At 72.6% G+C, this 25475-nt stretch carries 24 protein-coding genes; 12 read left to right on the plus strand and 12 right to left on the minus strand.

Annotated features, from left to right (window positions below; all coding sequences use genetic code 11):
- Nucleotides 1–231: 231 nt before the first annotated feature.
- Nucleotides 232–939: a SigE family RNA polymerase sigma factor gene (locus ABT084_RS05235; protein WP_351038319.1), complete on the minus strand. Its 708-nt coding sequence runs from the start codon at nucleotides 937–939 to the stop codon at nucleotides 232–234.
- Nucleotides 940–1133: 194 nt separating this feature from the next.
- Between ABT084_RS05235 and afsQ1 the strand changes: the two genes are divergently transcribed.
- The 3 genes from afsQ1 to ABT084_RS05250 are packed head-to-tail and all read left to right on the plus strand — an operon-like array spanning nucleotide 1134 to nucleotide 4023.
- Nucleotides 1134–1811: a two-component system response regulator AfsQ1 gene (afsQ1, locus tag ABT084_RS05240; protein WP_283460500.1), complete on the plus strand. Its 678-nt coding sequence runs from the start codon at nucleotides 1134–1136 to the stop codon at nucleotides 1809–1811.
- Complete coding sequence (locus ABT084_RS05245) at nucleotides 1808–3346, plus strand: HAMP domain-containing sensor histidine kinase (RefSeq protein ID WP_351038320.1); 1539 nt, start codon at nucleotides 1808–1810, stop codon at nucleotides 3344–3346. The genes afsQ1 and ABT084_RS05245 overlap by 4 nt, the downstream gene beginning before the upstream one ends.
- A 23-nt stretch (nucleotides 3347–3369) precedes the next feature.
- Nucleotides 3370–4023: a hypothetical protein gene (locus ABT084_RS05250; RefSeq protein ID WP_351038321.1), complete on the plus strand. Its 654-nt coding sequence runs from the start codon at nucleotides 3370–3372 to the stop codon at nucleotides 4021–4023.
- 12 nt (nucleotides 4024–4035) lie between these two features.
- Here the strand turns inward: ABT084_RS05250 and ABT084_RS05255 are convergent, their stop codons facing one another.
- Nucleotides 4036–5439, minus strand: a complete 1404-nt coding sequence (locus ABT084_RS05255; protein WP_351038322.1) for a helix-turn-helix domain-containing protein — start codon at nucleotides 5437–5439, stop codon at nucleotides 4036–4038.
- Nucleotides 5440–5643: 204 nt separating this feature from the next.
- Here ABT084_RS05255 and ABT084_RS05260 point away from each other — a divergent pair, with 204 nt between their 5' ends.
- Nucleotides 5644–6357, plus strand: a complete 714-nt coding sequence (locus tag ABT084_RS05260) for a DUF4232 domain-containing protein (protein ID WP_351038323.1) — start codon at nucleotides 5644–5646, stop codon at nucleotides 6355–6357.
- Between the two features lie 58 nt (nucleotides 6358–6415).
- Here ABT084_RS05260 and ABT084_RS05265 read toward each other — a convergent pair whose 3' ends face one another.
- The 4 genes from ABT084_RS05265 to ABT084_RS05280 form a co-directional block, all read right to left on the minus strand.
- Entirely contained in the window at nucleotides 6416–6763 is a 348-nt protein-coding gene (locus tag ABT084_RS05265) for a GvpU-like protein (protein ID WP_351038324.1), read from the minus strand.
- Nucleotides 6764–7422: 659 nt separating this feature from the next.
- A complete protein-coding gene (locus ABT084_RS05270; RefSeq protein WP_351038325.1) occupies nucleotides 7423–9078 on the minus strand; it encodes a phospho-sugar mutase in 1656 nt (551 codons plus the stop codon).
- Between the two features lie 79 nt (nucleotides 9079–9157).
- Nucleotides 9158–9967 carry a purine-nucleoside phosphorylase gene (locus ABT084_RS05275; protein WP_351038326.1) on the minus strand — a complete coding sequence of 270 codons (810 nt, stop codon included), beginning with the start codon at nucleotides 9965–9967 and terminating at the stop codon, nucleotides 9158–9160.
- 160 nt (nucleotides 9968–10127) lie between these two features.
- Nucleotides 10128–10565 carry a gamma-glutamylcyclotransferase family protein gene (locus ABT084_RS05280; RefSeq protein ID WP_283460507.1) on the minus strand — a complete coding sequence of 146 codons (438 nt, stop codon included), beginning with the start codon at nucleotides 10563–10565 and terminating at the stop codon, nucleotides 10128–10130.
- 173 nt (nucleotides 10566–10738) lie between these two features.
- On the opposite strand from ABT084_RS05280, the gene ABT084_RS05285 reads away from it, so the two are divergent.
- Nucleotides 10739–12178: an NAD(P)H-quinone dehydrogenase gene (locus ABT084_RS05285; RefSeq protein WP_351038327.1), complete on the plus strand. Its 1440-nt coding sequence runs from the start codon at nucleotides 10739–10741 to the stop codon at nucleotides 12176–12178.
- A gap of 144 nt (nucleotides 12179–12322) precedes the next feature.
- Nucleotides 12323–13273, plus strand: coding sequence for a DeoR/GlpR family DNA-binding transcription regulator (locus tag ABT084_RS05290; RefSeq protein ID WP_351038328.1), 951 nt, complete (start codon nucleotides 12323–12325; stop codon nucleotides 13271–13273).
- A 100-nt stretch (nucleotides 13274–13373) separates the two neighbouring features.
- On the opposite strand, the gene ABT084_RS05295 is transcribed toward ABT084_RS05290, so the two are convergent.
- Complete coding sequence (locus tag ABT084_RS05295; RefSeq protein WP_351038329.1) at nucleotides 13374–15137, minus strand: acetyl/propionyl/methylcrotonyl-CoA carboxylase subunit alpha; 1764 nt, start codon at nucleotides 15135–15137, stop codon at nucleotides 13374–13376.
- A gap of 360 nt (nucleotides 15138–15497) precedes the next feature.
- On the opposite strand from ABT084_RS05295, the gene ABT084_RS05300 reads away from it, so the two are divergent.
- Nucleotides 15498–15923 carry a hypothetical protein gene (locus tag ABT084_RS05300; RefSeq protein ID WP_351038330.1) on the plus strand — a complete coding sequence of 142 codons (426 nt, stop codon included), beginning with the start codon at nucleotides 15498–15500 and terminating at the stop codon, nucleotides 15921–15923.
- Here ABT084_RS05300 and ABT084_RS05305 read toward each other — a convergent pair.
- From ABT084_RS05305 to ABT084_RS05320, 4 genes are all read right to left on the minus strand, one after another.
- Entirely contained in the window at nucleotides 15904–16518 is a 615-nt protein-coding gene (locus ABT084_RS05305) for a nucleoside triphosphate pyrophosphatase (protein ID WP_502968837.1), read from the minus strand. The genes ABT084_RS05300 and ABT084_RS05305 overlap by 20 nt on opposite strands.
- A 57-nt stretch (nucleotides 16519–16575) precedes the next feature.
- Entirely contained in the window at nucleotides 16576–16713 is a 138-nt protein-coding gene (gene mmpB / locus ABT084_RS05310; protein ID WP_351038332.1) for a morphogenic membrane protein MmpB, read from the minus strand.
- Between the two features lie 124 nt (nucleotides 16714–16837).
- On the minus strand, nucleotides 16838–17047 hold the full coding sequence (locus ABT084_RS05315; RefSeq protein WP_351038333.1) for an acyl-CoA carboxylase epsilon subunit: 210 nt from the start codon (nucleotides 17045–17047) through the stop codon (nucleotides 16838–16840).
- Between the two features lie 28 nt (nucleotides 17048–17075).
- Nucleotides 17076–18662, minus strand: a complete 1587-nt coding sequence (locus tag ABT084_RS05320; RefSeq protein WP_351038334.1) for an acyl-CoA carboxylase subunit beta — start codon at nucleotides 18660–18662, stop codon at nucleotides 17076–17078.
- A 152-nt stretch (nucleotides 18663–18814) separates the two neighbouring features.
- On the opposite strand from ABT084_RS05320, the gene ABT084_RS05325 reads away from it, so the two are divergent.
- The 5 genes from ABT084_RS05325 (at nucleotide 18815) to hutH (ending at nucleotide 24922) form a co-directional block, all read left to right on the plus strand.
- The gene (locus tag ABT084_RS05325) at nucleotides 18815–19681 is read left to right on the plus strand and encodes a biotin--[acetyl-CoA-carboxylase] ligase (protein WP_351038335.1); all 867 of its coding nucleotides are present in this window, start codon (nucleotides 18815–18817) and stop codon (nucleotides 19679–19681) included.
- A gap of 138 nt (nucleotides 19682–19819) precedes the next feature.
- Complete coding sequence (locus ABT084_RS05330; protein WP_351038336.1) at nucleotides 19820–21007, plus strand: adenylate/guanylate cyclase domain-containing protein; 1188 nt, start codon at nucleotides 19820–19822, stop codon at nucleotides 21005–21007.
- 29 nt (nucleotides 21008–21036) lie between these two features.
- The gene (locus ABT084_RS05335) at nucleotides 21037–21861 is read left to right on the plus strand and encodes an enoyl-CoA hydratase/isomerase family protein (RefSeq protein ID WP_351038337.1); all 825 of its coding nucleotides are present in this window, start codon (nucleotides 21037–21039) and stop codon (nucleotides 21859–21861) included.
- Between the two features lie 290 nt (nucleotides 21862–22151).
- Complete coding sequence (locus ABT084_RS05340; RefSeq protein ID WP_351038338.1) at nucleotides 22152–23261, plus strand: GGDEF domain-containing protein; 1110 nt, start codon at nucleotides 22152–22154, stop codon at nucleotides 23259–23261.
- A 119-nt stretch (nucleotides 23262–23380) separates the two neighbouring features.
- Nucleotides 23381–24922, plus strand: coding sequence for a histidine ammonia-lyase (hutH, locus tag ABT084_RS05345; protein WP_351038582.1), 1542 nt, complete (start codon nucleotides 23381–23383; stop codon nucleotides 24920–24922).
- Between the two features lie 101 nt (nucleotides 24923–25023).
- Here the strand turns inward: hutH and ABT084_RS05350 are convergent, their stop codons facing one another.
- Nucleotides 25024–25371 carry a hypothetical protein gene (locus tag ABT084_RS05350; RefSeq protein ID WP_351038339.1) on the minus strand — a complete coding sequence of 116 codons (348 nt, stop codon included), beginning with the start codon at nucleotides 25369–25371 and terminating at the stop codon, nucleotides 25024–25026.
- Nucleotides 25372–25475 lie beyond the last annotated feature (104 nt).

Consider the following 25475-nt stretch of genomic DNA (forward strand, 5'->3'; position numbering starts at 1 on the left):
CCGGAAAACACGGGAAATACGGGAAACAGTCATGGCCAAGACGGCCTTCGTGCGGACCAAGCCGCACCTCAACATCGGCACCATGGGTCACGTCGCCGCGCCCGGCGGCGCACGGCAAAAAACGAGCGGGACCACGCGGACCCCCGGCCGCCTGATCCCGCTCGCTCCCCCTCCGTGGCCGCCGTCCCACCCCCGTAGGACGGTCCCCCCGGCCGTGTGGTCTCCGTGGCGTTACGCCACCAGCTCCTCGAACGACTCCGCCTCGTCCGCGCCGAAGCTCAGGGCCTCGTCCTCGCGCAGGCGGCGCAGCGAGCGCCAGATGCTCGACTTGACCGTGCCGACGCTGATGTCCAGGATCTCGGCGATCTCCGGGTCCGTGCGGCCCTCGTAGTAGCGCAGCACGAGCATCGTGCGCTGCGGCTCCGGGAGGCGGGTCAGGGCCTGCCACAGGACCGCGCGCAGCTCCGTGCCGCGCATCGCGTCCGTGTCGGAGGCCGTCTCCGGCAGTTCCTCGGTCGGGTACTCGTTCAGCTTCCGGCGGCGCCAGGCGCTGATGTGCAGGTTGGTCATGGTGCGGCGCAGGTAGCCGCCGACGGCCGCCTTGTCGCTGATCCGGTCCCAGGCGCGGTAGGTGGAGAACAGCGCGCTCTGGAGCAGGTCCTCCGCCTCGTGGCGGTCACCGGTGAGGTGGAAGGCGGTCGCGTAGAGCGATGCCCGCCGCTGTTCGACGTACGCCGTGAACTCGGCTTCGGCCGCCGCCGACGGGGCGGGAGCGGCCGGGCGGGCCACGGAGGGGGCGGAGTAGGTCTGTGCGTCGATGGCTACCGTGTGTGCCGGGCGCTGCCGGGCGACGGTGACCTGACGGACACCCGCCCGTCGGTTCACATCGTGCAGCCGCGTGACGACCGCGCTGGTCGTGGTGCCGTACAGCGTGTTCATCTCGCGCCCCCCGTCGTGGAGTGTGTCTGCTTCGGTTCTGCGTCTTGTGCGTTGGTAGAAGACTGCCCCGGGCAGATAACCGGGGTGTCCGTCGACTGTCACAGGCCTGTCACAGCCACCTGTGGACGCCCTCCCGGCCGGAGTTCGGCGCACGACGGTCGTACGCCCGACGGTCGATGGGACAGAATGAGCCCGTGCCTTTCCTGTTGCTGATCGAGGACGACGACGCCATCCGCACGGCCCTCGAACTCTCCCTGTCACGCCAGGGCCACCGTGTGGCCACCGCGGCGACGGGTGAGGACGGCCTGAAACTGCTGCGTGAGCAGCGGCCGGACCTGATCGTGCTCGACGTGATGCTGCCCGGGATCGACGGTTTCGAGGTGTGCCGGCGGATCCGGCGCACCGACCAGCTGCCGATCATCCTGCTGACCGCGCGCAACGACGACATCGATGTCGTCGTCGGCCTGGAGTCGGGGGCCGACGACTACGTCGTCAAACCCGTCCAGGGCCGGGTGCTCGACGCCCGGATCCGGGCCGTGCTGCGCCGGGGCGAGCGGGAGGCCACCGATTCGGCGGTCTTCGGCTCGCTCGTGATCGACCGCGCCGCGATGACCGTGACCAAGAACGGCGAGGACCTCCAGCTCACGCCCACCGAGCTGCGGCTGCTCCTGGAGCTGAGCCGGCGGCCCGGGCAGGCGCTCTCGCGCCAGCAGCTGCTGCGCCTGGTCTGGGAGCACGACTACCTCGGCGACTCGCGTCTGGTCGACGCGTGCGTCCAGCGGCTGCGCGCCAAGGTGGAGGAGATCCCCTCCTCGCCGACGCTCATCCGTACCGTGCGCGGCGTCGGCTACCGCCTGGACTCCCCACAGTGATCCGTGAGGCGGCGGGGACGCTGCTCGGGGGCAGGCGCTGGACCAGTCTGCGGCTGCGGCTGCTCCTGGTCTTCGCGCTCGTCGCGCTGACGGCGGCGGTCTCGGCGTCGGGCATCGCGTACTGGCTCAACCGCGAGGCGGTCCTCACGCGTACCCAGGACGCGGCCCTCGGCGACTTCCGCCAGGAGATGCAGAACCGTGCGGCGGCGCTCCCGGCCGACCCCTCGCAGGAGGAGCTGCAGCGCACCGCCGAGCTGATGGCGGGCAGCAGCCCCGGCTACAGCGTGCTGCTGGTGCGCGAGGGCAAGGACGGGCGCCGGGTGTTCGGGGTCGCGGGGCCCGACTCCTTCGGGCTGGGCGACGTACCGAAGTCCCTCCAGCAGGCGGTGAACGACCGGCAGAAGACGACCTCGGCCAACAACGCCGACTACCACATGTACTGGCAGCGGACGAAGCCCCACGGGAACCCGTACCTGGTCGGCGGGACGCGGATCGTGGGCGGCGGCCCGACCGGGTACATGTACAAGTCGCTCGCCCAGGAGCGGGACGACCTCAACGCGCTGGCCTGGTCGCTGTGCATCGCGACGGGGCTCGCCCTGCTGGGCTCGGCGCTGCTCGCGCAGGCGGCGGCGCGCACCGTGCTCAAGCCCGTGCAGCGGCTCGGGGACGCGGCGCGCAAGCTCGGCGAGGGCGAGCTGGACACGCGGCTGGAGGTGTCCGGCACCGACGAACTGGCCGATCTGTCGCACACGTTCAACAAGACGGCCGAGGCGCTGGAGAAGAAGGTCGCGGACATGAGCGCGCGGGAGGAGTCGAGCCGGCGTTTCGTCGCCGACATGTCCCATGAACTGCGCACTCCGCTGACGGCGTTGACGGCGGTGGCCGAGGTACTGGAAGAGGAAGCCGACACGCTCGATCCGATGATCGCACCGGCGGTCGGGCTGGTCGTGAGCGAGACCCGGCGGCTCAACGAGCTGGTCGAGAACCTGATGGAGGTCACCCGCTTCGACGCCGGGACGGCCCGGCTGGTGCTGGACGACGTCGACGTCGCCGACCAGGTCACGGCCTGCATCGACGCGCGGGCCTGGCTGGACGCGGTGGAACTGGACGCCGAGCGCGGCCTCATGGTCCGCCTCGACCCGCGCCGCCTCGACGTGATCCTCGCGAACCTCATCGGCAACGCCCTCAAGCACGGCGGCTCGCCGGTCCGGGTCTCCGTACGGGTGTCCGAGCCCGTCCCGGAGGCCGGCCGGGAGCCGGACGCGGACCCCGACGAGGGCGTGCCGTGGCTGGTCATCGAGGTGAAGGACAACGGGCCCGGCATCCCGGAGGAGGTGCTGCCGCACGTCTTCGACCGGTTCTACAAGGCGAGCGCCTCCCGGCCGCGGTCGGACGGCAGCGGGCTGGGGCTGTCCATCGCGGTGGAGAACGCGCACATCCAGGGCGGGGAGATCACCGCCGCCAATGGGGACGGAGGCGGCGCGGTGTTCACGCTCCGGCTGCCGGTGGACCTGGGAGGAGGTGCGGGCGAATGAGGCGGATGAGGCGAATGAGGCGCATGCGCAACGGGCTGCTCTTCGTCGCGGCCGGCGCCGGGCTGCTGGCCGGCACGGTCGGCTGCGGGATCCGGGCCACGACGGTCCCGGTGGACGTCGGTGCGGCGCCCTCGCGGGTGTCCTGCGACACGCCCGCCCCGTCGGGCACGGACGCCCAGGGGTTCCGGACCACGGTGCAACTGGTGTGCGGATCGCAGCTGGCGGGCGTGGAGCGGGTGGTTCCACTGCCGGAGAAGCGGACGGCCGGCGAGCCGCTGGTGCTGGTCGCGCAGGCACTGCTGGATGCGCTGGAGCGGGCGCCGTCGGCCCAGGAGGCGGACGCGGGGTTCAGTACAGGGGTGAAGCAGGGCCTCTCGGCCGGGCCGTCGCGGCCCGGCGACCCCAAGGGCACGCTGCGCCTGAGCCGCAAGCCCGAGGACATGCCGCCGATCGCCCTGGCGCAGATCATCTGCACCCTGGCGGGCAGCGAAGCGGTGGGCCTGGGCACGGGCCCGGTCATCCTGGGCGGCCCGGACGCGGACCCGCCGCGCACCTGGGAGTGCACGGACGCGGTCCGCGCCCGCCCGGAGTCGATCCCGACCCTGGGCGACGTGGTCAGACCGAGCGCCGGCCCGGGGCGCTCGCCGAGCCCGGTGCCGGGGGCGACTCCCGGCTGACGAGGTCCGTGCTCACTCAGGTCCCGTCGGCACCCAGGCGTTGGGGCCGGCGTCGTACCAGTAGCTTCGGCCGGTGTTGAGCGCCGTGGTCCGGAACGGGCGGCCGTGGTCGTCGATCGTCATGGTGCCCTGCCGACCGTCGCTGGTCCAGGCCAGCTCCAGATACCAGCGGACGTCATGGCTGAGCGTGGCGGCGTCGATGTCGAGCACCTGGGGGTCGGTGGCGGACACCTTGTACGGGAAGTCGGTGGTCGACGTCCGCCGCTCGCCCTCCAGGCCGGGGACCGGCCGGGGATGGGGTGAGGCGTCGTCGAGGTCGATGGCGAACGAGGCGGGCGCCAGCTCGCCGCCGCAGCCCGCGCCCATGGTGTAACCGTTCCACGCGGGAGCCTTGCCGCTGTCGACGGTGTGGACGTACAGCGCGTTCAGGACGACGGGGGTGCTGCCGGTGCCCTGCACGGTCACCTCCATCCGCAGGTGACCGGCGGGTACGGCGTGCAGCGCGGACGCCCAGCCGTCGGTGGCGCCCCGGGCCGGGGGCGGCGGGACCTTGCCCGGCTCCTGATCCAGGGCGAACCACTGGCCGCAGGGGCTGCCCCAGTTGTTGGCCAGCACGTTGACGGTGAAGGGAAGGGCGGCGGGACCGGACGACGGCGCGCCGGAAGCCTGGGCGCGGCCGCCGTCCTGCCCGGGGGCCGCGGAGGGCGGTGTGGCACCGGGGGCGGGGGTGCCGGGGGTGCCCGAGGGCGACGGCGACAGGGAGGTGACGGTGCCGGGGGCCGCCCCCGCGGAGCGGGACTGCCCGGCCTTCGCCGAGGCCGTTCCCTGCCGTGCGCCGGAGGGCTCGGTGGGGTGTGCGCCGCCGCCGAGCGTCGCCACGGCCACGGTCGTGCCGGCCGCCAGAGCCACGACGACGCCCACCGCGAGCGCGACCGGCCGACGGCCCCGACCGCCGGGCCCGGCGGGTACGCGGGCGGGGTCCGCCTCCGGCGTGGCGGAGGCGCCGTCCTGGTCCCTCAGATCCGTCACGTCCGGCAAGGCCAACGGGGGTTCCGGCGCCAGGGCCGGGACGGGCGCGGCTTCGTCGGTGACCGGAGCGTCGGTGACCTTGCGCGGATCCTCCGTACGGGCCGGGTTCCGGGCGGGCGCACCGCCGACCGCCGACTCCCGGCGGCGTTCGGCCAGGGCCACGATCCACTGGCGGTGCAGAGCCACCAACTCGTCGGCGGACGCTCCGCAGACCCTGGCGAACCGCTCCACGGGCGCGTAGTCCGAGGGCACCGTCTGCCCGTTGCAGTAGCGGTGCAGGGTCGAGTTGCTGGAGCGCAGCCGCTTGGCGAGGGTGCCGTAACTCCGCCCGGAACGTTCCTTCAGCTCGCTCATGAGCTCCGCGAACCGCTCGGTCTCCGTACCCATTCCGCCCCACCCTCGTCCCGTAACGCCGTTCCAGGCGCGGCCGTTTCCCCAGGTGAGAGTAGTGGGAACCGTTCCAGGGTTCCTATTTCCCGGCAGGAGCGGCGACTGGGACGAAACGGGCCGCAGAGTTGGCCAGGCCAGCCGGTCGCCCCACAGCCGACCGGACTCCAGGCCCCGTGTGAACCACCCGACGGAGGAAGCCCCATGTCCATGACCCGTACCCGCACCCGTACCCGCACCCTGCTCTCGTGCGCCGCCCTGGCCCTCGGCTCCACCGCACTCATCGGCTGCGCCGGCATGTCCTCGGCCTCCCCCGCGGCCCCGGCCGCATCCGCCGCCGCGTCGGCCTCCACCGCCCCGAAGGCCTCCACCGTTCACGTCTCCGCGCCGTCCACCCCGGCGTCGGCGCCCCGCAGCGGCGGCTCGGCGACCAACGCCAACGCCAACAGCGACAGCTACGCATACACCCACGCCTGCTCCAAGAACGGGCTGTCGGTGCGGGTGGTCCGCCAGTCGGCGACGTCCAGCCAGCGGGTGATCGAGGTGCGCAACCTCGGCGTGAACTCCTGCGGCCTCTCCTACTACCCGCTGGTCAGCATGGGCAGCCCGAACGCCGCGGATCACACCTACGACGTCAAGCCCCTGATCCCCGGTGGCCTCGGCGGCCCGCCCGCATACGCGCTCCACGCCGGGAAGACCGCCTACGCGGTCATCGACCTCGACCCCAGCGGCAAGGCCCCGAACGCCACCCAGGGCTACGAGTTGAACGTCCTGGCCCACGCCGACATGCCCAACGCCGACACGCAGAACTTCCCCCTCGGCTCCAACGCCCGGGTGCTGAACCCGAAGCTGGGCCTGTACGAGGACAACATCAAGGCCGCGATCGACTCCATGAACCAGGCCACCGTGCAGTCCTGAGGAACCGCTGCCACACCCAGGGCCGCCGCCGCGGGGCGGACAGGGTTCCAGGCCCCCATCACCGCACGCTCCACGCACTGATCATGGCGAGCGGCACCTTGAAGAACTCGCCCAGTGCGGCGGGAAGGCTGCTGGTGCCGGAGATGAGCTGGCAGCCCCGGAGATGGAGGAAGGCCGGAGGGTAGTCGGGGGTCTCCCCGGCTTCCCGGGCGAAGTCCTCGGCGAACCGCTCGTCGGGCAGCTCCGCGTCGCCGAGACGTCCGGCGAGGTCCGTCGCCCAGCGCCGGTGGGCCGCGATGCGACCGGTTATCACCACACCTTGCGCGACGACGGTGATGCGCGGGCCTTCCCCCTCCATCTCCGTGCGGTTGATCAGATCGATGAGCAAGTCGTCCCGTGTGGTCATGACGGAACCTTAATGATCACGCGGGCGGGCGGAGCCGTGCGAGGGTGTCCGGGCCCGGGCCCCGCCGTGGGCGACGCGGCTTGACGCGCTCCGGAGGTCCGGCGGGCGAGCCCGGTGCCGCGCCATGCGGGGATGACGCCGATCTCCTCGACGGCGACGGTGTCCCGGGCTGTGAAGCGGGCCGTGACCGGTACGGTCATGCGCTTCCACCAGCGGTCGCAGGGGCCGATCCGGGTTCGGTGGCATGCCGGTCCAGCCGGTCGAGGAAGACGTCTACCCGGTAGTTCGGGTGGTCGAGCAGCGGGCCACAGGGTCGCCGGGCGGCACCTGCGTTCGCGGCGGCCGCGTCCGCCGGGCGCCATCCCGGACGCCGCGACGGCCGCCGCGGTAGCGGAGTGATCCGGGGCGTGGGCGGCTGTGAACCGCGCGTGCTGATGACCGTGCGGGTGTCCAGGGATACGGGTCGGACCTGGGGGCGCGCGTCCGAGGTGCGTGAGGGCGACCCGGTGGCGATCCTTTCGGACCCGGGCCGGTACCCCCTGTGTGAGTGCCTGTGGTGCGGGGCGCAGCGTTCGGTGTCGGCCCGGTCTCTGCTGCCGCAACAACACGCCGAAGGCCCCCCGGGACTCGGGGGGCCTTCGTGTCCGGTGGGGCGGGGGCTAAATGCCCGCCGCCTCGGCCAGGTCCTTCTTGATCGCGTCCAGGACGTCCTGGCCGCGGGTGCGGGCCGGGGGCAGGTCCGCGGCGTCCGCGACCGGGACCACGACCTCCAGGTAGCACTTGAGCTTGGGCTCGGTGCCGGAGGGCCGGACGATGACGCGGGCCTTGTAGGCGCCGTCCAGGTAGTAGCGCAGGCCGTCCGTGGGCGGCAGCGACGCCGTGCCCTCGTTCAGGTCCTCCGCCGAGACCACCCGAAGGCCCGCCAGCGAGACCGGCGGGTGCGCGCGCAGCGCCGCCATCGCCGAGGCGATGACCGACAGGTCCTCCACCCGCACCGACAGCTGGTCGGTGGCGTGCAGGCCGTGGGCCAGCGCCAGGTCGTCCAGCAGGTCGGTCAGCGTGCGGCCCTGGTCCTTGAGTACGGACGCCAGCTCGGCCACCAGCAGGGCGGCGCTCACGCCGTCCTTGTCGCGGACCCCCTCGGGGTCCACGCAGTAGCCGAGCGCCTCCTCGTAGCCGTAGCGCAGGCCCTCGACGCGGGAGATCCACTTGAAGCCCGTCAGGGTCTCCTCGTAGCCGACGCCGGCCGCCTCCGCGATCCGGCCCAGCAGGCTGGAGGAGACGATCGACTCGGCGAATACGCCCCGCGCGCCCTTGGACACCAGGTGCGCCGCCAGCAGCGCGCCCACCTCGTCGCCGCGCAGCATTCGCCAGCCCGACGCCGAGGCGGCGTCCGGGACGGCCACGGCGCAGCGGTCCGCGTCCGGGTCGTTCGCGATCACGATGTCCGGGTTCACCCGGGCGGCGGTCGCGAACGACAGGTCCATCGCCCCCGGCTCCTCCGGGTTGGGGAAGGCCACCGTCGGGAACGCCGGGTCCGGCTCGGCCTGCTCGGCGACGAGCACCGGCGCCGGGAAGCCGTGCCGGGCGAAGGCCGCCATCACGACGTCCTTGCCGACGCCGTGCATGGCCGTGTAAACGGTCCGCACGGTCCGGGGCGACCCGGGGGTCAGCACGGCGTCCGTACGCGCCAGATAGGCCTCCAGGACCTCGTCACCGAGGTCCTCCCAGCCGCTCTCCGGACGCGGTACCTCGGCCAGCGCACCGATCGCGTCGATCTGCGCCGCGATCTCCGCGTCCGCGGGCGACACGATCTGCGAGCCGTCGCCGAGGTAGACCTTGTAGCCGTTGTCCCGGGGAGGGTTGTGGCTCGCGGTCACCTCGACGCCGGCGACGGCGCCCAGGTGCCTTATGGCGTACGCGAGGACCGGCGTCGGCAGCGGGCGGGGCAGGACGGCAGCGCGCAGCCCGGCGCCGGTCATCACGGCCGCGGTGTCCCGCGCGAAGTCCGCCGACTTGTAGCGCGCGTCGTAGCCGACGACCACCAGGCCGCCCGCGTGTCCCTGCGCCTTCAGGTAGGCCGCGAGGCCCGCCGCGGCGCGGATGACCACGTTGCGGTTCATCCGCATCGGGCCCGCGCCCAGCTCGCCGCGGAGTCCGGCGGTGCCGAACTGGAGGAGACCGGAGAACCGGTCCGCCAGCTCGTCCAGATCCCGCTTCTCGATGAGCTGGGCCAGCTCGTCGGCGGTCTCCGGGTCCGGGTCCTCCGCGAGCCAGGCCTGCGCCCGGGCGATCAGGTCGTCCTGTTCCTGCACTGCTTCCGCCTTACCTCTCGTACGGTGGCCGGGACGCCCGGATGCCCGGATGCCGGGTCTCCGGGGTGCTCCGGGTGGCTCAGATCCGGGCGAGGACCTGGGTGAGCAGCTGGCCCATGCGCGCGGCCGAGTCACGGCCGGCCTGCAGGACCTCTTCGTGGTTGAGCGGCTCGCCGGACAGGCCCGCCGCCAGGTTGGTGACCAGGGAGATGCCCAGCACCTCGGCGCCGGCCTCACGGGCGGCGATGGCCTCCAGCACGGTGGACATGCCGACCAGGTCCGCGCCCATGACGCGGATCATGTTGATCTCGGCCGGGGTCTCGTAGTGCGGGCCGGGGAACTGGACGTAGACGCCCTCTTCCAGCGACGGGTCGATCTCCTTGCACATCGCGCGCAGGCGCGGCGAGTACAGGTCGGTCAGGTCCACGAAGTTCGCGCCGATGATGGGCGAGGTGGCCGTCAGGTTGAGGTGGTCGCTGATCAGGACCGGCTGGCCGGGGCGCATGCCCGGGCGCAGGCCGCCGCAGCCGTTGGTGAGGACGATGGTCTTGCAGCCGGCGGCGACGGCGGTACGGACGCCGTGCGCGACGGCGGCGACGCCGCGGCCCTCGTAGTAGTGGGTCCGGCCGAGGAAGAGCAGCGCGCGCTTGTCGCCGATCTTGTACGAGCGGATCTTGCCGCCGTGTCCTTCGACGGCGGGCGGGGGGAAGCCCGGGAGTTCGGTCACGGGGAACTCGGCCTCGGGAGCGCCCAGCGCCTCGGCGGCGGGCGCCCAGCCGGAGCCCATCACGAGGGCGACGTCGTGGGTCTCGGCGCCGGTGAGCTCACGCAGACGCGCGGCCGCGGCGTCGGCGGCGGCGGCGTGGGGATCGGTAACAGATGCGTTCACGCGGACGAGCGTAACCGCTCTGCCCCTACGCGCGTAGATGGCACAGCTCACGGTGTTCGGATCGTTGCTTTGTCGTTTCCGACCAATTGTCCCGGTGGGGGCGCCGGGCCCCGCGGACCGGGGCCGGGGGAGCGGGGCCCGGGGGCCCGGGGGCCCGGGGTCAGCAGGGACGCTTGCGCAGTTCCATCACATAATCGTGCGGCGCGCCCGCGGATTCGGCGGCGTCGGCCAGTTCCCCGAGGTACCGCGCCGAGGGCAGGCCGCCCTCGTACCCGTTCAGGACGTACACCCAGGCGGCTTCCTCGCCGTCCAGCGTGTGCACCCGCACGCGCATCCGGCGGTAGATGTCGAGCCCGACACCCTCCCACCGGTCCATGGACTCCTCGTCCAGCGGCGCGACGTCGTAGAGGGCGACGAAGACCTGGTGGCGGGGCGCTTCCACGATCGTGGCGAGCGCGCCTTCCCAGCCCATCTGTTCCCCGCCGAACGTCAGCCGCCAGTCGTTCAGCCACCCCGTTCCGCGCAGCGGGGAATGCGGAGCGCGGCGCGTCATCAGCCGCGGGTCGAGGTTGCCGGCGTACGCGGCGTAGAGCGACATGAGGTCGAGGGTACGGGAGGGACGGCGGTGGACGCTTGCCCGGATGGCGGGACCGGGCGCGAAGCACCTTGAAGCGTGCGGGACAATGGGGGACGGAATGCATCCCCCGGGGAGACCCCCCGGAACCCCGGCCGGGGCGGCAGCCGGCCGGGTAGACGTGAGGCGGACTTTTCGTGACCCGGATCGTGATCATCGGCGGCGGCCCCGGCGGCTATGAGGCGGCCCTGGTGGGGGCCCAGCTCGGCGCGGAGGTGACCGTCGTGGACTGCGACGGTCTGGGCGGGGCGTCGGTCCTGACCGACTGCGTGCCCTCCAAGACCCTGATCGCCACGGCCGAGGTGATGACCACCTTCGACTCGTCGTACGAGGAGCTGGGCATCGTCGTCGCCGACGACACCCCGCCGCTGGAACAGGCGGCCCGGGTGGTCGGCGTGGACCTCGGCAAGGTCAACCGACGGGTCAAGCGCCTCGCGCTGGCCCAGTCCCACGACATCACCGCCTCCGTCACCCGGGCCGGCGCCCGCGTGCTGCGCGGCCGCGGCAAGCTCGGCGGCCCCCAGGGCATCGACGGCACCCGTGACGTCATCGTGACGGCCGCGGACGGCACCGAGACGATCCTGACCGCCGACGCCGTCCTGATCGCCACCGGCGGCCACCCGCGCGAGATCCCGGACGCGATGCCCGACGGCGAGCGGATCCTGAACTGGACCCAGGTCTACGACCTGGAGGAGCTGCCCGAGGAACTGATCGTGGTCGGCTCCGGCGTCACCGGCGCCGAGTTCGCCGGCGCCTACCAGGCCCTCGGCTCCCGGGTCACCCTCGTCTCCTCCCGCGACCGCGTGCTGCCCGGCGAGGACCCGGACGCGGCGGCCGTCCTCGAGGACGTCTTCCGCCGCCGCGGCATGAACGTCGTCGGCCGCTCCCGCGCCGAGTCCGCCAAGCGCGTCGGCGACCGGGTCGAGGTCACGCTCTCCGACGGCCGGGTCATCACCGGTACGCACTGCCTGATGGCGGTCGGCGCGATCCCCAACACCGGGAACATGAACCTGGAGGAGTCCGGGGTCCGGCTCACCGAGTCCGGGCACATCTGGACCGACAAGGTCTCGCGGACCTCCTCCCCGGGCGTGTACGCCGCCGGTGACGTCACCGGGATCTTCGCCCTGGCGTCCGTCGCGGCCATGCAGGGCCGGATCGCGATGTACCACTTCCTCGGCGACGCGGTCACCCCGCTGAACCTCAAGACGGTCTCCTCGAACGTCTTCACCGACCCCGAGATCGCCACCGTCGGCTACACCCAGGCCGACGTCGACTCGGGCAAGATCGACGCCCGCTGCGTGAAGCTGCCGCTGCTGCGCAACCCGCGCGCCAAGATGCAGGGCATCCGCGACGGCTTCGTGAAGCTCTTCTGCCGTCCCGGCACCGGCATCGTGGTGGGCGGTGTCGTCGTCGCCCCGCGCGCGAGCGAGCTGATCCACCCCATCTCGATCGCCGTCGACAACAACCTGACGGTCGAGCAGATCGCAAACGCGTTCACCGTGTACCCCTCGCTGTCGGGGTCGATCGCCGAGGTGGCCCGCCAGCTGCACACCCGCAAGGCCGCCGGAGAGGCGTAAGTGCCGCTGCGCTTCCGGGGCTTCCGGTTCCCACCGGTTGTGCCGGAAGCGCGCATATCACACCAGTGCCCGATCTGTTCTCATCTTCTGCATTTCGGTGCCGGGGACTGAAAGGAACGGACTGGTTGCGTTACTGTCAGTTTCGTGTTCGCTGCAGAACGTCGTCAATTGATCCTCGAAATGGTGCGCGCCAACGGAGCGGTATCGCTCCGTGAGCTCGCCCGCGTCGTCCAGACCTCCGAAGTGACCGTACGGCGGGACGTGCGGGCACTGGAGGCAGAAGGACTCCTCGACCGCCGGCACGGCGGTGCGGTCTTGCCGGGCGGTTTCACGCGGGAGTCCGGCTTTCCGCAAAAGTCCCATCTCGCGACGGCGGAGAAGACCGCCATCGCCGATGTCGCGGCGAGCCTCGTCGAAGAGGGCGAAGCCATCGTCGTCGGCGCGGGCACCACGACCCAGGAGCTGGCCCGCCGGCTCGCCCGGGTGCCCGGTCTGACCGTCGTCACCAATTCGCTGCTCGTCGCCCAGGCACTGGCACACGCCAACCGCGTCGAGGTCGTGATGACCGGCGGCACCCTGCGCGGGTCCAACTACGCGCTGGTCGGCAGCGGGGCCGAGCAGTCCCTCCAAGGGCTGCGCGTCTCCCGGGCGTTCCTGTCCGGCAGCGGTCTGACGGCCGAACGCGGGCTGTCCACGTCCAACATGCTCTCCGCGAGCGTGGACCGGGCGCTCGTCCAGGCGGCCGCCGAGGTCGTGGTCCTGGCCGACCACACCAAGCTCGGCACGGACACCATGTTCCAGACGGTGCCCACGGACGTCATCACCCGGCTGGTGACGGACGAGCCGCAGGCGCACGACGACCGTGCCGCCACCGAGTTGCAGGCGCTGGCCGACCAGGGCGTACAGATCACGGTCGCGGGGGCCACCGCTCCCGGAACCGCCGAAGGCATGCAGGGACGGCGCCCGCGCCGGGACTCCCCGCTGCCCGTACAACGCCGTGGCGGCCCCACCGCACAGCTGCGCAGCGCCCCTTCGGGGATGCTGGAGCAGCAGGCGGGAGAGCGCGCCAGGGTCGCGGACATGCGCCGCCGCTAGGGCGCGTGAACGCGTGGGAACGCCGACGGGGCCGGAGTGATCCGGCCCCGTCGGCGCGATGTGCTGCGCTGCGGTGTGCGTCAGGCAGCGGTCCCCGAGGTCAGTCCTTGATTTCGCAGATGGTGGCACCCGAGGTGACCGAGCCGCCGACCTCGGCGGCGAGTCCGACGATGGTGCCGGAGCGGTGCGCGTTGAGGGGCTGTTCCATCTTCATGGCCTCGAGTACGACGACCAGGTCGCCCTCGTTGACCTGCTGGCCCTCTTCGACGGCGACCTTGACGATGGTGCCCTGCATCGGGGACGCGAGGGTGTCACCGGAAGCGGCGGGACCGGACTTCTTGGCGACGCGCCGCTTGGGCTTGGCGCCCCCGGCGGCCGCGGTGCGGGCCAGGGTCATGCCCAGGCTGGAGGGCAGCGAGACCTCCAGGCGCTTGCCGCCGACCTCGACCACGACGGTCTCACGGCCCGGCTCGTCCTGGTCCTCGTCGGCCGCGGGGGCCACGAACGCGGGGATCTCGTTGACGAACTCGGTCTCGATCCACCGGGTGTGGACCGTGAACGGGCTGCCGTCGGCCGGAGCGAACGCCGGGTCCACCACGACCGCGCGGTGGAAGGGGACGGCGGTGGCCATGCCCTCGATCTCGAACTCCGCGAGCGCACGCGCCGCGCGCTGCAGGGCCTGCTCACGGGTGGCGCCGGTGACGATCAGCTTGGCCAGGAGCGAGTCCCAGGCCGGGCCGATGACACTGCCGGACTCCACGCCCGCGTCGAGGCGCACGCCCGGGCCGGAGGGCGGGGCGAACTTGGTGACGGTGCCGGGGGCGGGCAGGAAGCCACGGCCCGGGTCCTCGCCGTTGATGCGGAACTCGAAGGAGTGCCCGCGCAGGACCGGGTCGCCGTACCCGAGCTCCTCGCCGTCGGCGATCCGGAACATCTCCCGGACCAGGTCGATGCCGGCGACCTCCTCGGTGACCGGGTGCTCGACCTGCAGACGGGTGTTGACCTCCAGGAAGGAGATCAGGCCGTCGGCGGAGACCAGGAACTCCACGGTGCCCGCGCCGACGTAGCCGGCTTCCTTGAGGATCGCCTTCGACGCCGCGTACAGCTGCGCGTTCTGGTCCTCGCTCAGGAACGGGGCGGGGGCCTCCTCGACCAGCTTCTGGTGGCGGCGCTGCAGCGAGCAGTCACGGGTGGAGACGACGACCACGTTGCCGTGGGAGTCGGCCAGGCACTGGGTTTCCACGTGGCGGGGCTTGTCGAGGTACTGCTCGACGAAGCACTCGCCGCGCCCGAACGCCGCGACGGCCTCGCGGACCGCCGAGTCGTAGAGCTCGGGGATCTCCTCGAGGGTGCGGGCGACCTTCAGGCCGCGTCCGCCGCCGCCGAAGGCGGCCTTGATCGCGATGGGCAGCCCGTGCTCCTCGGCGAACGCGACGACTTCGTCGCTGCCGGAGACGGGGTCGGGGGTGCCCGCGACGAGCGGGGCCCCGGCGCGCAGCGCGATGTGCCGGGCGGCGACCTTGTCACCCAGGTCACGGATGGCCTGCGGGGGCGGGCCGATCCAGGTCAGGCCCGCGTCGATGACGGCCTGGGCGAACTCGGCGTTCTCCGACAGGAAGCCGTATCCGGGGTGGATGGCGTCCGCTCCGGAATCGGCTGCCGCCTGGAGGACCTTCGCGATGTCCAGGTAGCTGGCGGCCGGGGTGTCACCGCCCAGAGCGAAAGCCTCGTCGGCCGCGCGGACATGCAGAGCGTCCCGGTCCGGATCGGCGTACACGGAAACGCTGGCGATCCCGGCGTCCCGGCAAGCCCGAGCAACGCGGACAGCGATTTCGCCACGGTTGGCGATGAGCACCTTGCGCACGATGACTCCCTCCTTGAAAACAAGCTGAGTTTAGGGACAGCCGACACGGCCTTTCGACCCGTCCCCAGAGGTGAGCTTGCCCACACGGAGCGTTATTCGAGGCTCCCTCGAGTGTCGACACCCCTTGTGGCGCCCCAGGTCAGCGGGATCCCCGAGTGCACCCTAGCCGTGCCGTGTGTCCAAGGTCTCTGCGTTTGGGGTCAGCGGGTCGCCGGGTTTCTTTGTGGACTCCCTACCAACGGGCCCGGCTTTCTTTGCCCGTAACGAAGCCGTCCCGACCCCTTGTCCGCTGGTTTACCCGTTAGTAGCCTCCAGGAGTCGAACGCTTTTGTGGACGCATGCGGATCGGGTGGGGGCGCCGTGCTGCGCAGACTCGTGGCCTCGGTGGCCGCGATCGTGCTTGTGGTGGAAGCGGCGGTGCTGGTGCTCGTGCACCTCGTGCTGGGCGCGACCACGCACAACCAGGCCATGTCCATAGCGGGCATGGATCCTGACGTCATGTCCACGGCCACGTACGCCATGGGCGCGGGCATGGGGACGTTCCTGCTGGTGGGGGCCGTGTTGCTGGCCGTCACCGCGATCCGCGACCGGCCGCCGGGCCGCTTCGCCCGGGTGCTGTTCGTCATCACGGCCGTCACCCACATCGTGCTCGGCGCCCTCGCCGCCGCACTGGTCGGCTGGGGCGCCTTCGCGGCCACGATGCTGATCTTCTGCCTGCTGGTCCTGACCCTGACGCTCTACGCCAAGGTCACCGGGGAGATGAAGATCACGTCCACAAGTCCGTGATCGACACGCCCAGTTCAGCCAGCAGCGAGCGCAGCAGCGGCAGCGACAGCCCGATCACATTGCCCGGGTCCCCGTCGATGCCCTCGATGAAGGGCGCCGAGCGCCCGTCCAGGGTGAACGCCCCGGCCACGTGCAGCGGCTCGCCGCTCGCCACGTACGCCGCGACCTCCGCGTCCGTCGGCTCGCCGAAGCGGACCGTCGTGGACGCCGTGGCCGAGACCTGACGGCCGCTCGCGGTGTCGATCACGCAGTGTCCGGTGCGCAGGACGCCCGCCCGGCCGCGCATCGACTTCCAGCGGGCCGTGGCCTCCTCGGCGTCGGCGGGCTTGCCCAGCGCCTCCCCGTCCAGCTCCAGCACGGAGTCGCAGCCGATCACCAGTGCTCCCGCGGCCTCGGGCAGGGCGGCCACGACGGCGGCCTTCGCCTCGGCCAGGACGAGCGCCAGCTCGGCGGGCGAGTCCGCGACCAGCGCGTCCTCGTCCACCCCGCTGACGATCACGTGCGGGGCGAGGCCGGCCTGGCGCAGCAGGTTCAGGCGGGCGGGCGAGGCGGAGGCCAGGACGAGGGCGCGCGGCTGCGCGGGCGTGACGGTCATGGGGGCCATCGTAGGGACCCCCGGGGCCCCCGCGCGGGCGGAGCGCTCGGCGCCCGCTCAGCGCAGGCCGTGCACCCCGAGGACGTACACGACCACCACCATGGCCAACGCCAGGACCACGCTCATGCGGCGGAGCATCGACTGCGCCTCGCGCATGTCCTTCGGCGGCTCGTTCTTCGGATCGGACCAGAGCATTGCACGATCGTGCTCCGCGGACGCCGGTGGCGCCTGAGTACGGGTACTCAGGCGCCACCGTCCGTTCACGCCATCTTCGGCGCACGCCATCTTCGGCTCACGCCGTCCTCGGCCGGGCTCCGGTTCAGGAGGGCCAGTACGTACGCCCCCAGGCGCGCGGTCCCGGCTGCGGCAGCCGCCGCCGGGCCACCCGCGAGGGTGCCGCCCACTCGTCCTCGACCACGGGTGCGCCCGGCGCCGCCGCTGCCAGCGCCGCCGCGCGCGCTTGGACCACCGCCAGTGCGGCGGCCAGCTCCTCGGGGGTCGGATTGCCCTTGACCACCTTGATCACCACAGAGACCTCCAGGGTCCGGTCCGGGGTCCTACAGGGGAATGTTGCCGTGCTTCTTCGGCGGCAGCGACTCGCGCTTGGTGCGCAGCTGCCGCAGCCCCTTCACGATGTGCGCCCGGGTCTCCGAGGGCATGGTCACCGCGTCGATGTAACCGCGCTCGGCGGCCGTGTACGGGTTGAGCAGGGTGTCCTCGTAGTCGGCGATCAGCTGCGCACGGGTGGCCTCCTGATCCTCGGCGGCCGCGATCGTCCGCCGGTGCAGGATGTTCACCGCCCCCTGCGCGCCCATGACGGCGATCTGCGCGGTCGGCCACGCCAGGTTCAGGTCCGCGCCGAGGTGCTTGGAGCCCATGACGTCGTAGGCGCCGCCGAAGGCCTTGCGGGTGATCACGGTGATGAGCGGGACGGTGGCCTCGGCGTAGGCGTAGATCAGCTTCGCGCCGCGCCGGATGATTCCGTTGTACTCCTGGTCCGTGCCCGGCAGGAAGCCCGGGACGTCGACGAACGTCAGCACGGGCACGTTGAAGGCGTCGCAGGTCCGCACGAACCGGGCCGCCTTCTCGCTGGCGTCGATGTCGAGGCAGCCGGCGAACTGCATCGGCTGGTTCGCCACGATGCCCACCGGGTGGCCCTCGACGCGCCCGAAGCCCGTGAGGATGTTCGGCGCGAACAGGCTCTGGGTCTCCAGGAACTCGCCCTCGTCCAGGACGTGCTCGATCACGGTGTGCATGTCGTACGGCTGGTTGGCGCTGTCCGGGATCAGCGTGTCCAGGTCGAGGTCCGCGGCCGAGATCTCCAGGTCCGCCTCCTCGGGGAAGGCGGGCGGCTCGGAGAGGTTGTTCGAGGGCAGGTAGGCGAGGAGCGACTTCACGTACTCGATCGCGTCCTTCTCGTCCCCGGCCATGTGGTGCGCCACGCCAGAGACGCTGTTGTGCGTGCGGGCGCCGCCCAGCTCCTCGAAGCCGACGTCCTCGCCGGTGACCGTCTTGATGACGTCCGGGCCGGTGATGAACATGTGCGAGGTCTGGTCCACCATCACCGTGAAGTCGGTGATCGCGGGGGAGTACACGGCGCCGCCCGCACAGGGGCCGACGACCAGGCTGATCTGCGGGATCACCCCGGAGGCGTGCACGTTGCGGCGGAAGATCTCGCCGTACATGCCCAGCGCGCTGACGCCCTCCTGGATCCGGGCGCCGCCCGAGTCGTTGATGCCGACCAGCGGGCAGCCGGTCTTCAGGGCGAAGTCCATGACCTTCATGATCTTCTGGCCGTAGACCTCGCCGAGGGCCCCGCCGAAGACGGTGAAGTCCTGCGAGAACACGGCGACGGGACGCCCGTCGACCGTGCCGTAGCCGGTCACCACGCCGTCGCCGTAGGGCTTGGTCTGCTCCAGGCCGAAGTTCGTCGACCGGTGCCGGGCGAAGCCGTCGAGCTCGACGAACGAACCCTCGTCCAGCAGCAGCGCCACGCGCTCACGAGCCGTCAGCTTGCCCTTGGCGTGCTGCTTTTCCACGGCGCGCGCGGAGCCGGCATGGGTCGCCTCGTCGATCCGGCGCTGCAGATCCGCGAGCTTGCCCGCGGTGGTGTGGATGTCGATGGGCTCTGAGGGTTGAGACATCGGGGTCGCGGCTCCCTGGGTGGTCAACTGCCGTGGTCAATGGGGTCACTGCTGCTGGCTACTGGCCGGCTGCTGGCTGGCTACTGGTGCGTAGCGTATCGGCGGGCATGGCGCTCGGCAGTGCGGCGTTTGCCACACCTACTGTGGGTTGCATGACGCCATCAGATGCCTCAGCCGGAGCTTCCGCCGGTCGTTGGTCCAGCCTGGACCGGCCCCCCCTGTCCGTCGCCGCGCTGCAGCGGGCCCTCGTGGTGCCCGGGGGGCTGTGGACCTCCCTGGAGGTGGTCGGGGCCACCGGGTCCACCAATACCGACCTCGCCGCACGGGCCGCGCGGCTGCCCGAGGGGGCCGTGCTGGTCGCCGAGGAGCAGACCGCCGGGCGCGGGCGCCTCGACCGGAGCTGGACGGCGCCCGCGCGGTCCGGGCTCTTCTTCTCCGTACTGCTGAAGCCCGGGCCGAGGGTCCCGCAGGAGCGGTGGGGGTGGCTGACCCTGCTCGCCGGGGTGGCGACCGCGACCGGGCTGTCCCGGGCGGCCGGGGTGGACACCGCACTCAAGTGGCCCAACGACCTGCTGGTCACCGTGGACGGCGACGAGCGCAAGGCCGGCGGCATCCTCGCCGAGCGCACCGGCGACGGGGTGGTCGTCGGGATCGGGCTGAACGTCTCGCTGACCGAGGACGAGCTGCCCGTGCCCACGGCCGGTTCGCTGCTGCTCGCCAAGGCCGCCGTGACCGACCGCGACCCGCTCCTGAGGTCCGTACTGCGCTCCCTGGAGGAGTGGTACGAGCGCTGGCGCGCGGCGGGCGGCGACCCGGCGGCCAGCGGCTTGCAGGAGACGTACGCGGCGGGCTGCGCGACGCTGGGCAGGCACGTACGGGCGGAACTGCCCGGCGGGCGGCAGCTGACCGGAACGGCCGAAGCGGTCGACGCGGACGGCCGGCTGGTGATCCGCACGGCGGAGGACGCGCACGAAGCGGTGGGCGCGGGGGACGTCGTACACCTGCGGTCCATCCACTAGCGGGCGCGTTCACCGGGCAGCGGGCGGAGTGGGGAGTGAGCTACGGCACACCTGCCGTATGGTTTAGGCGATCCCGGTGCTCCCGGTGATCAACCGGTTCGGCAGGGCAGTGCGCACGGAATGGACAGGAGGCGGCCCTTGACCGTCGACGACCCGTCGTCCAGCGCGTCCGGCTCCCAGGGTGCCGGGCCGGTGAGCGGTCCGGGCACGCCGATCGGGCGTGACCAGCACACTCCCCATCACGAGGTCGACCACACGGCCCAGCCGACGGCGGACCCCCTCGCCATCCGGCTGGAGCAGCTGATCCTGGGCGCCGAGCGCCGGTACACGCCCTTCCAGGCGGCCCGGAGCGCCGGTGTCTCGATGGAGCTGGCGTCCCGTTTCTGGCGCGCCATGGGCTTCGCGGACATCGGCCAGGCCAAGGCGCTCACGGAGGCCGACGTCCTGGCGCTGCGCCGGCTCGCCGGTCTGGTGGAGGCCGGGCTGCTGAGCGAGCCGATGGCGGTCCAGGTGGCGCGCTCCACCGGGCAGACCACGGCGCGGCTGGCGGAATGGCAGATCGACTCCTTCCTGGAGGGGCTGACGGAGCCGCCGGAGCCGGGGATGACCCGTACGGAGGTCACGTACCCGCTGGTGGAGCTGCTCCTGCCGGAGCTGGAGGAATTCCTCGTCTACGTGTGGCGGCGCCAGCTGGCGGCGGCCACCGGACGGGTGGTGCAGGTCGCCGACGACGAGGAGATGGTCGACCGGCGGCTCGCGGTGGGCTTCGCGGACCTGGTGGGCTTCACCCGGCTGACCCGGCGCCTGGAGGAGGAGGAGCTGGGCGAGCTGGTCGAGGCCTTCGAGACCACGGCGGCGGACCTGGTGGCCGCGCACGGCGGGCGGCTGATCAAGACGCTCGGTGACGAGGTGCTGTACTGCGCCGACGACGCGGCGACGGCGGCCGAGATCGCGCTGCGGCTGATCGAGACGATGGAGGAGGACCCGCAGATGCCCGAGCTGCGGGTGGGCATCGCCTTCGGCACCGTGACGACCCGGATGGGCGATGTCTTCGGGACCACGGTGAACCTGGCCTCGCGGCTGACGTCGATAGCGCCGAAGGACGCGGTGCTCGTGGACGGCGCGATGGCGGAGGAGCTGGGCCGCAGCGGCGCGGCGCCGGTCTCGGAGAAGAAGGCGGCCGAGGCGCGGGCGCAGGCGGGCCCCGACGCGGACGAGGTGACGTACCGCTTCGCGCTGCAGCCGATGTGGCAGCGGCCGGTGCGCGGACTGGGGGTCGTGGAGCCCTGGTTGCTGACGCGGCGGACACCTAAGATCCCTGGGTAACGTTCGTTAACCAGGAGGGTGTGGGCGCTGTGGGCACTGGCGACGAGGCTGAGGTCCGGTTCGGGGAGTTCATCGCGGTACGGCGCCACGGGGACGGCGGCGGTGTGGCCGAGCTGGTCCTGGACCGTCCCAAGGCCATGAACGCCGTCTCGGACGCCCTGGCGCGCTCGCTGGCGGCCGCGTGCGCGGCGCTGGCCGCCGATGCCGGGGTCCGGGTCGTCGTCCTGACCTCCACGCACGAGCGGGCCTTTTGCGTGGGCGCGGACCTCAAGGAGCGCAATTCCCTGACCGATGCCGAGCTGGCCGCCCGGCGGCCCGCCTCGCGCGGTGCGTACGGGGGCGTGCTCGGCCTCCCGATGCCGACGATCGCGGCGGTGCACGGGTTCGCCCTCGGCGGGGGCTTCGAGCTGGCCCTGTCCTGCGATGTGATCGTGGCCGACGAGACCGCGGTGGTGGGGCTGCCGGAGGTGTCGGTGGGCGTGATCCCGGGCGGCGGCGGTACGCAGCTGCTGCCGCGGCGGGTCGGGGCGGCGCGGGCGGCCGAGTTGATCTTCACCGCGCGGCGGGTGGAGGCGGCGGAGGCGCTGGCGCTGGGCCTGGTGGAGTCGGTGGTCCCGGCGGGTACGGACCGGGAGGCGGCCCTGGAGCTGGCCGGGCGGATGGCGGCCAACTCCCCGGTGGGGCTGCGGACGGCCAAGCGGGCGCTGCGGCTGGGGAACGGGCTCGACCTGGCGGCCGGCCTGGAGGTGGAGGACGCGGCGTGGTGGGGCGTGGCCTTCTCGGCGGACCGGGCGGAGGGCGTGGCGGCGTTCAACGAAAAGCGCAAGCCGAACTGGCCGGGCGCGCGCCCCTGACCCCCGGACCCTGACCCCGCCCCCGGGGCCCGGGCCCGCCCAGGGCTGTGGCTCGGGCAGATCCAGCCTCGTCGGCGTTTGAGGCGCGGGGTTCGGGGCGGAGCCCTGAGAAGCGGCGCCGCGGGTTGCCGACCGGGGCTCCGCCCCAGACCCCGCGCCTCACACGCCGGCGGGGCTTGATGTGCCCGGCGGGGCGTGATGTGCCCGCGGGGCTGGTTTTGCCGCGGCTGGGCTGAATGTGCCGCGGCCGGGTGGGGACGGAAATGGGCAAATGTGCCTAATCTGGGGCGATGGGAGTTGACGCGCGACTGCGGGCCGTAGTGGGACTCGCGCAGGCCATGGCGGCCGCGCACCTACCGCGCGACAGCGTGCGCGCGGCCGCCCGCGGAGCCCGGCTGGCGATGGACGGCTCGTTCGCCGCCATCTCCGCGTGGGAGCGCGAGCGCGGCCGCCTGCGCGTCCTCGTCAACGAGGGCGAGCGCCGCGACGGCGAGGAGGAGTTCCCCGACGACGAGTCGTATCCCGTGCACGACTTCCCCGAGATCACCGAGTTCCTCCACGACCGCTGGGCCGGCGGCGGCTGCCCCCACGCCTGGGTCGAGAGCGCCGTCGGCGACCGCCCCGGCCGCCGCGGCGAGGTGCTGCGCCGCCGCGGCCGCGGTACCTGCGTCGTGGCCCCCATCGTGCTCAGCGGCCGCGCCTGGGGCGAGCTGTACGTCGCCCGCGACGAGGGGCTCCCGGACTTCGACGAGGACGACGCCGAGTTCGCGACCGTACTGGCGGCCGTCGTCGCCGCCGGACTCGCCCAGAACGAGCGCCTCGAAGAGGCCCGCACCCTCGCCTTCACCGACCCCCTGACCGGCCTCGCCAACCGCCGGGCCGTCGACATGCGCCTCGACGAGGCCCTGGAGGAGCACCGCGCCAAGGGAGCGGTGGTCAGCCTGGTCGTGTGTGACCTCAACGGCCTCAAGACGGTCAACGACACCCTCGGGCACGCCATGGGCGACCGGCTGCTGGAGCGGTTCGGGTCGGTGCTGAGCCTGTGCGGGGCGATGCTGCCGGGCGCGCTCGTGGCCCGCCTCGGCGGGGACGAGTTCTGCCTGGTGAGCGTGGGTCCCACCGCCGACGAGGTGGTCCGGGTCACCGAGGAGCTGTGCCTGCGGGCCGCCGAGCTGGAGCTGGGAGAGGGGGTGGCCTGCGGGGTCGCCTCGACCGGTGACGACATCGGCCCGGTGAAGTCCTCGCGGCGGCTGTTCCGGCTGGCGGACGCGGCCCAGTACAAGGCGAAGGCGGCCCGGCTGCCCAAGCCCGTGGTGGCCGGGCGGGACACCGCCGTGATGCGGCTCGCCGACGCACCGCCCGCGGGATCCGGCGAGCGCCGCCGCTTCCGGGGCAGATAGGGGCCGGTCCGCCAGAGCGCAGGGGCCGGTCGGCCGACGTGTGACGGGGCCCGGCCCGGTTCGGGAAAACCGACCTAGTGACATGTTGGGATTCAGTCCGTAGGGTGCTGAATATGGATATGCACACTGTCGTGATGGGGACGTCCGGGACCACCGCCGAGGACGTCATCGCCGTCGCCCGCCAGGGCGCTCGCGTCGAGCTGTCCGCCGAGGCGGTCGAAGCCCTCGCGCGTGCCCGCGCCATCGTGGACGCCCTCGCCGCCAAGCCCGAGCCCGTCTACGGGGTGTCCACGGGCTTCGGCGCGCTCGCCTCCCGGCACATCAGCCCCGAGCTGCGCGCCCAGCTCCAGCGCAACATCGTCCGCTCGCACGCCGCCGGCATGGGCCCGCGCGTCGAGCGCGAGGTCGTCCGCGCCCTGATGTTCCTGCGGCTCAAGACCGTCGCCTCCGGGCACACCGGGGTCCGCCCCGAGGTCGCCCAGACCATGGCCGACGTCCTGAACGCCGGGATCACCCCGGTCGTCCACGAGTACGGCTCGCTCGGCTGCTCCGGCGACCTCGCGCCGCTGTCGCACTGCGCGCTCACCCTGATGGGCGAAGGCGACGCGGAAGGTCCCGACGGGGTCGTGCGCCCCGCCGGCGAGCTGCTCGCCGAGGCCGGGATCACGCCCGTCGAGCTGCGCGAGAAGGAGGGCCTGGCCCTCCTCAACGGCACCGACGGCATGCTCGGCATGCTCGTCATGGCCATCGCCGACCTGAACAAGCTCTACACCTCGGCCGACATCACCGCCGCCCTCACGCTGGAGGCGCTGCTCGGCACCGAGAAGGTGCTCGCGCCCGAGCTGCACGCCATCCGCCCGCACCCCGGCCAGGGCGCCTCCGCCGCGAACATGGCCGCCGTGCTGAAGGGCTCCGGGCTCACCGGGCACTTCCAGGAGGAGTCGGCCCCGCGCGTGCAGGACGCGTACTCCGTGCGCTGCGCCCCGCAGGTCGCGGGCGCCGGCCGGGACACCATCGCGCACGCCGCCCTGGTCGCCTCGCGCGAGCTGGCCGCCGCCGTCGACAACCCGGTCGTCCTGCCGGACGGGCGCGTGGAGTCCAACGGCAACTTCCACGGCGCACCCGTCGCCTACGTCCTGGACTTCCTCGCCATCGTCGCCGCCGACCTCGGCTCGATCGCCGAGCGCCGCACCGACCGGCTGCTCGACAAGAACCGCTCGCACGGCCTGCCGCCGTTCCTCGCGGACGACGCCGGCGTCGACTCCGGTCTGATGATCGCCCAGTACACGCAGGCCGCCCTGGTCAGCGAGATGAAGCGGCTCGCCGTCCCGGCCTCCGCCGACTCGATCCCCTCCTCCGCGATGCAGGAGGACCACGTCTCCATGGGCTGGTCCGCCGCCCGCAAGCTGCGCACCTCGATCGACAACCTGACCCGGATCGTCGCCATCGAGCTGTACGCCGCCACCCGCGCCATCGAGCTGCGCCACGGGCTCACCCCCGCCCCGGCCAGCCGGGCCGCCATCGCCGCCGCGCGGGCGGCGGGGGTCGAGGGTCCCGGGCCGGATCGTTTCCTCGCGCCCGACCTGGCCGCCGCGGACGCGTTCATCCGTTCGGGTGCTCTCCTGGCGGCCGTGGAACCGGTCACCGGCACCCTCGCCTGACCGGTCCGTCCCGCCCGGCCGCGGCCGTACGTACGCCAAGGGCCGCCCCTCCTGTGAGGGGCGGCCCTTCGCCGTCGGTACGGGCGCCCGCGCGCCGGATCTCAGCGCGCGGAGCGGGCCCGGCGCGCGGAGAAGACGACGAACCCGGCCCCGACCCCGAGGCAGAGCGTGCCGCCGAGCAGGTACGGGCTGGTGTCCACGCTGCCGGTGTCGGCGAGCAGGAGCGCGGGCCGGCCCTGGGGCGCGGGCGCGTTCGTGTTCGCGGAAGCGGAACCGGAGCCTTCCTCGCCCGTGGGGACCCCTGTGACCTGTGTGTTCGCGCTCGCGGGGACATCCGGGGCGGCGTCGTCGGGGAAGGCGGAGCTGGCGCCCGCGGAGGGGACGAACCAGAGGGCACCGAGGAGCGTGGTCGCCCCGAGGGCGGTGAGCAGCGGTCGACGTGCGGACACAGTTCGATCCCCCTTGTGGCAGCAGCGAATTGGCCGTGTGGGCAGATGCTAGTTAAAGGGGCGGGTCGTGGGAAACCCGGGGGTTCGTCGACCCTTACCCTCCG

Origin of the sequence: Streptomyces sp. NPDC002138, from assembly GCF_040296485.1 — a bacterium.
Classification (GTDB): Bacteria; Actinomycetota; Actinomycetes; order Streptomycetales; family Streptomycetaceae; genus Streptomyces.

Excerpts from the sequence above, each read along its gene's own strand:
- ABT084_RS05235 (WP_351038319.1), bottom strand. The coding sequence starts at position 939 with ATGAACACGCTGTACGGCACCACGACCAGCGCGGTCGTCACGCGGCTG.
- ABT084_RS05250 (WP_351038321.1), top strand. The coding sequence starts at position 3,370 with ATGCGCAACGGGCTGCTCTTCGTCGCGGCCGGCGCCGGGCTGCTGGCC.
- ABT084_RS05255 (WP_351038322.1), bottom strand. The coding sequence starts at position 5,439 with ATGGGTACGGAGACCGAGCGGTTCGCGGAGCTCATGAGCGAGCTGAAG.
- ABT084_RS05260 (WP_351038323.1), top strand. The coding sequence starts at position 5,644 with ATGTCCATGACCCGTACCCGCACCCGTACCCGCACCCTGCTCTCGTGC.
- ABT084_RS05265 (WP_351038324.1), bottom strand. The coding sequence starts at position 6,763 with ATGACCACACGGGACGACTTGCTCATCGATCTGATCAACCGCACGGAG.
- ABT084_RS05280 (WP_283460507.1), bottom strand. The coding sequence starts at position 10,565 with ATGTCGCTCTACGCCGCGTACGCCGGCAACCTCGACCCGCGGCTGATG.
- ABT084_RS05305 (WP_502968837.1), bottom strand. The coding sequence starts at position 16,518 with ATGACCGTCACGCCCGCGCAGCCGCGCGCCCTCGTCCTGGCCTCCGCC.
- mmpB (WP_351038332.1), bottom strand. The coding sequence starts at position 16,713 with ATGCTCTGGTCCGATCCGAAGAACGAGCCGCCGAAGGACATGCGCGAG.
- ABT084_RS05320 (WP_351038334.1), bottom strand. The coding sequence starts at position 18,662 with ATGTCTCAACCCTCAGAGCCCATCGACATCCACACCACCGCGGGCAAG.
- ABT084_RS05325 (WP_351038335.1), top strand. The coding sequence starts at position 18,815 with ATGACGCCATCAGATGCCTCAGCCGGAGCTTCCGCCGGTCGTTGGTCC.
- ABT084_RS05340 (WP_351038338.1), top strand. The coding sequence starts at position 22,152 with ATGGGAGTTGACGCGCGACTGCGGGCCGTAGTGGGACTCGCGCAGGCC.
- hutH (WP_351038582.1), top strand. The coding sequence starts at position 23,381 with ATGCACACTGTCGTGATGGGGACGTCCGGGACCACCGCCGAGGACGTC.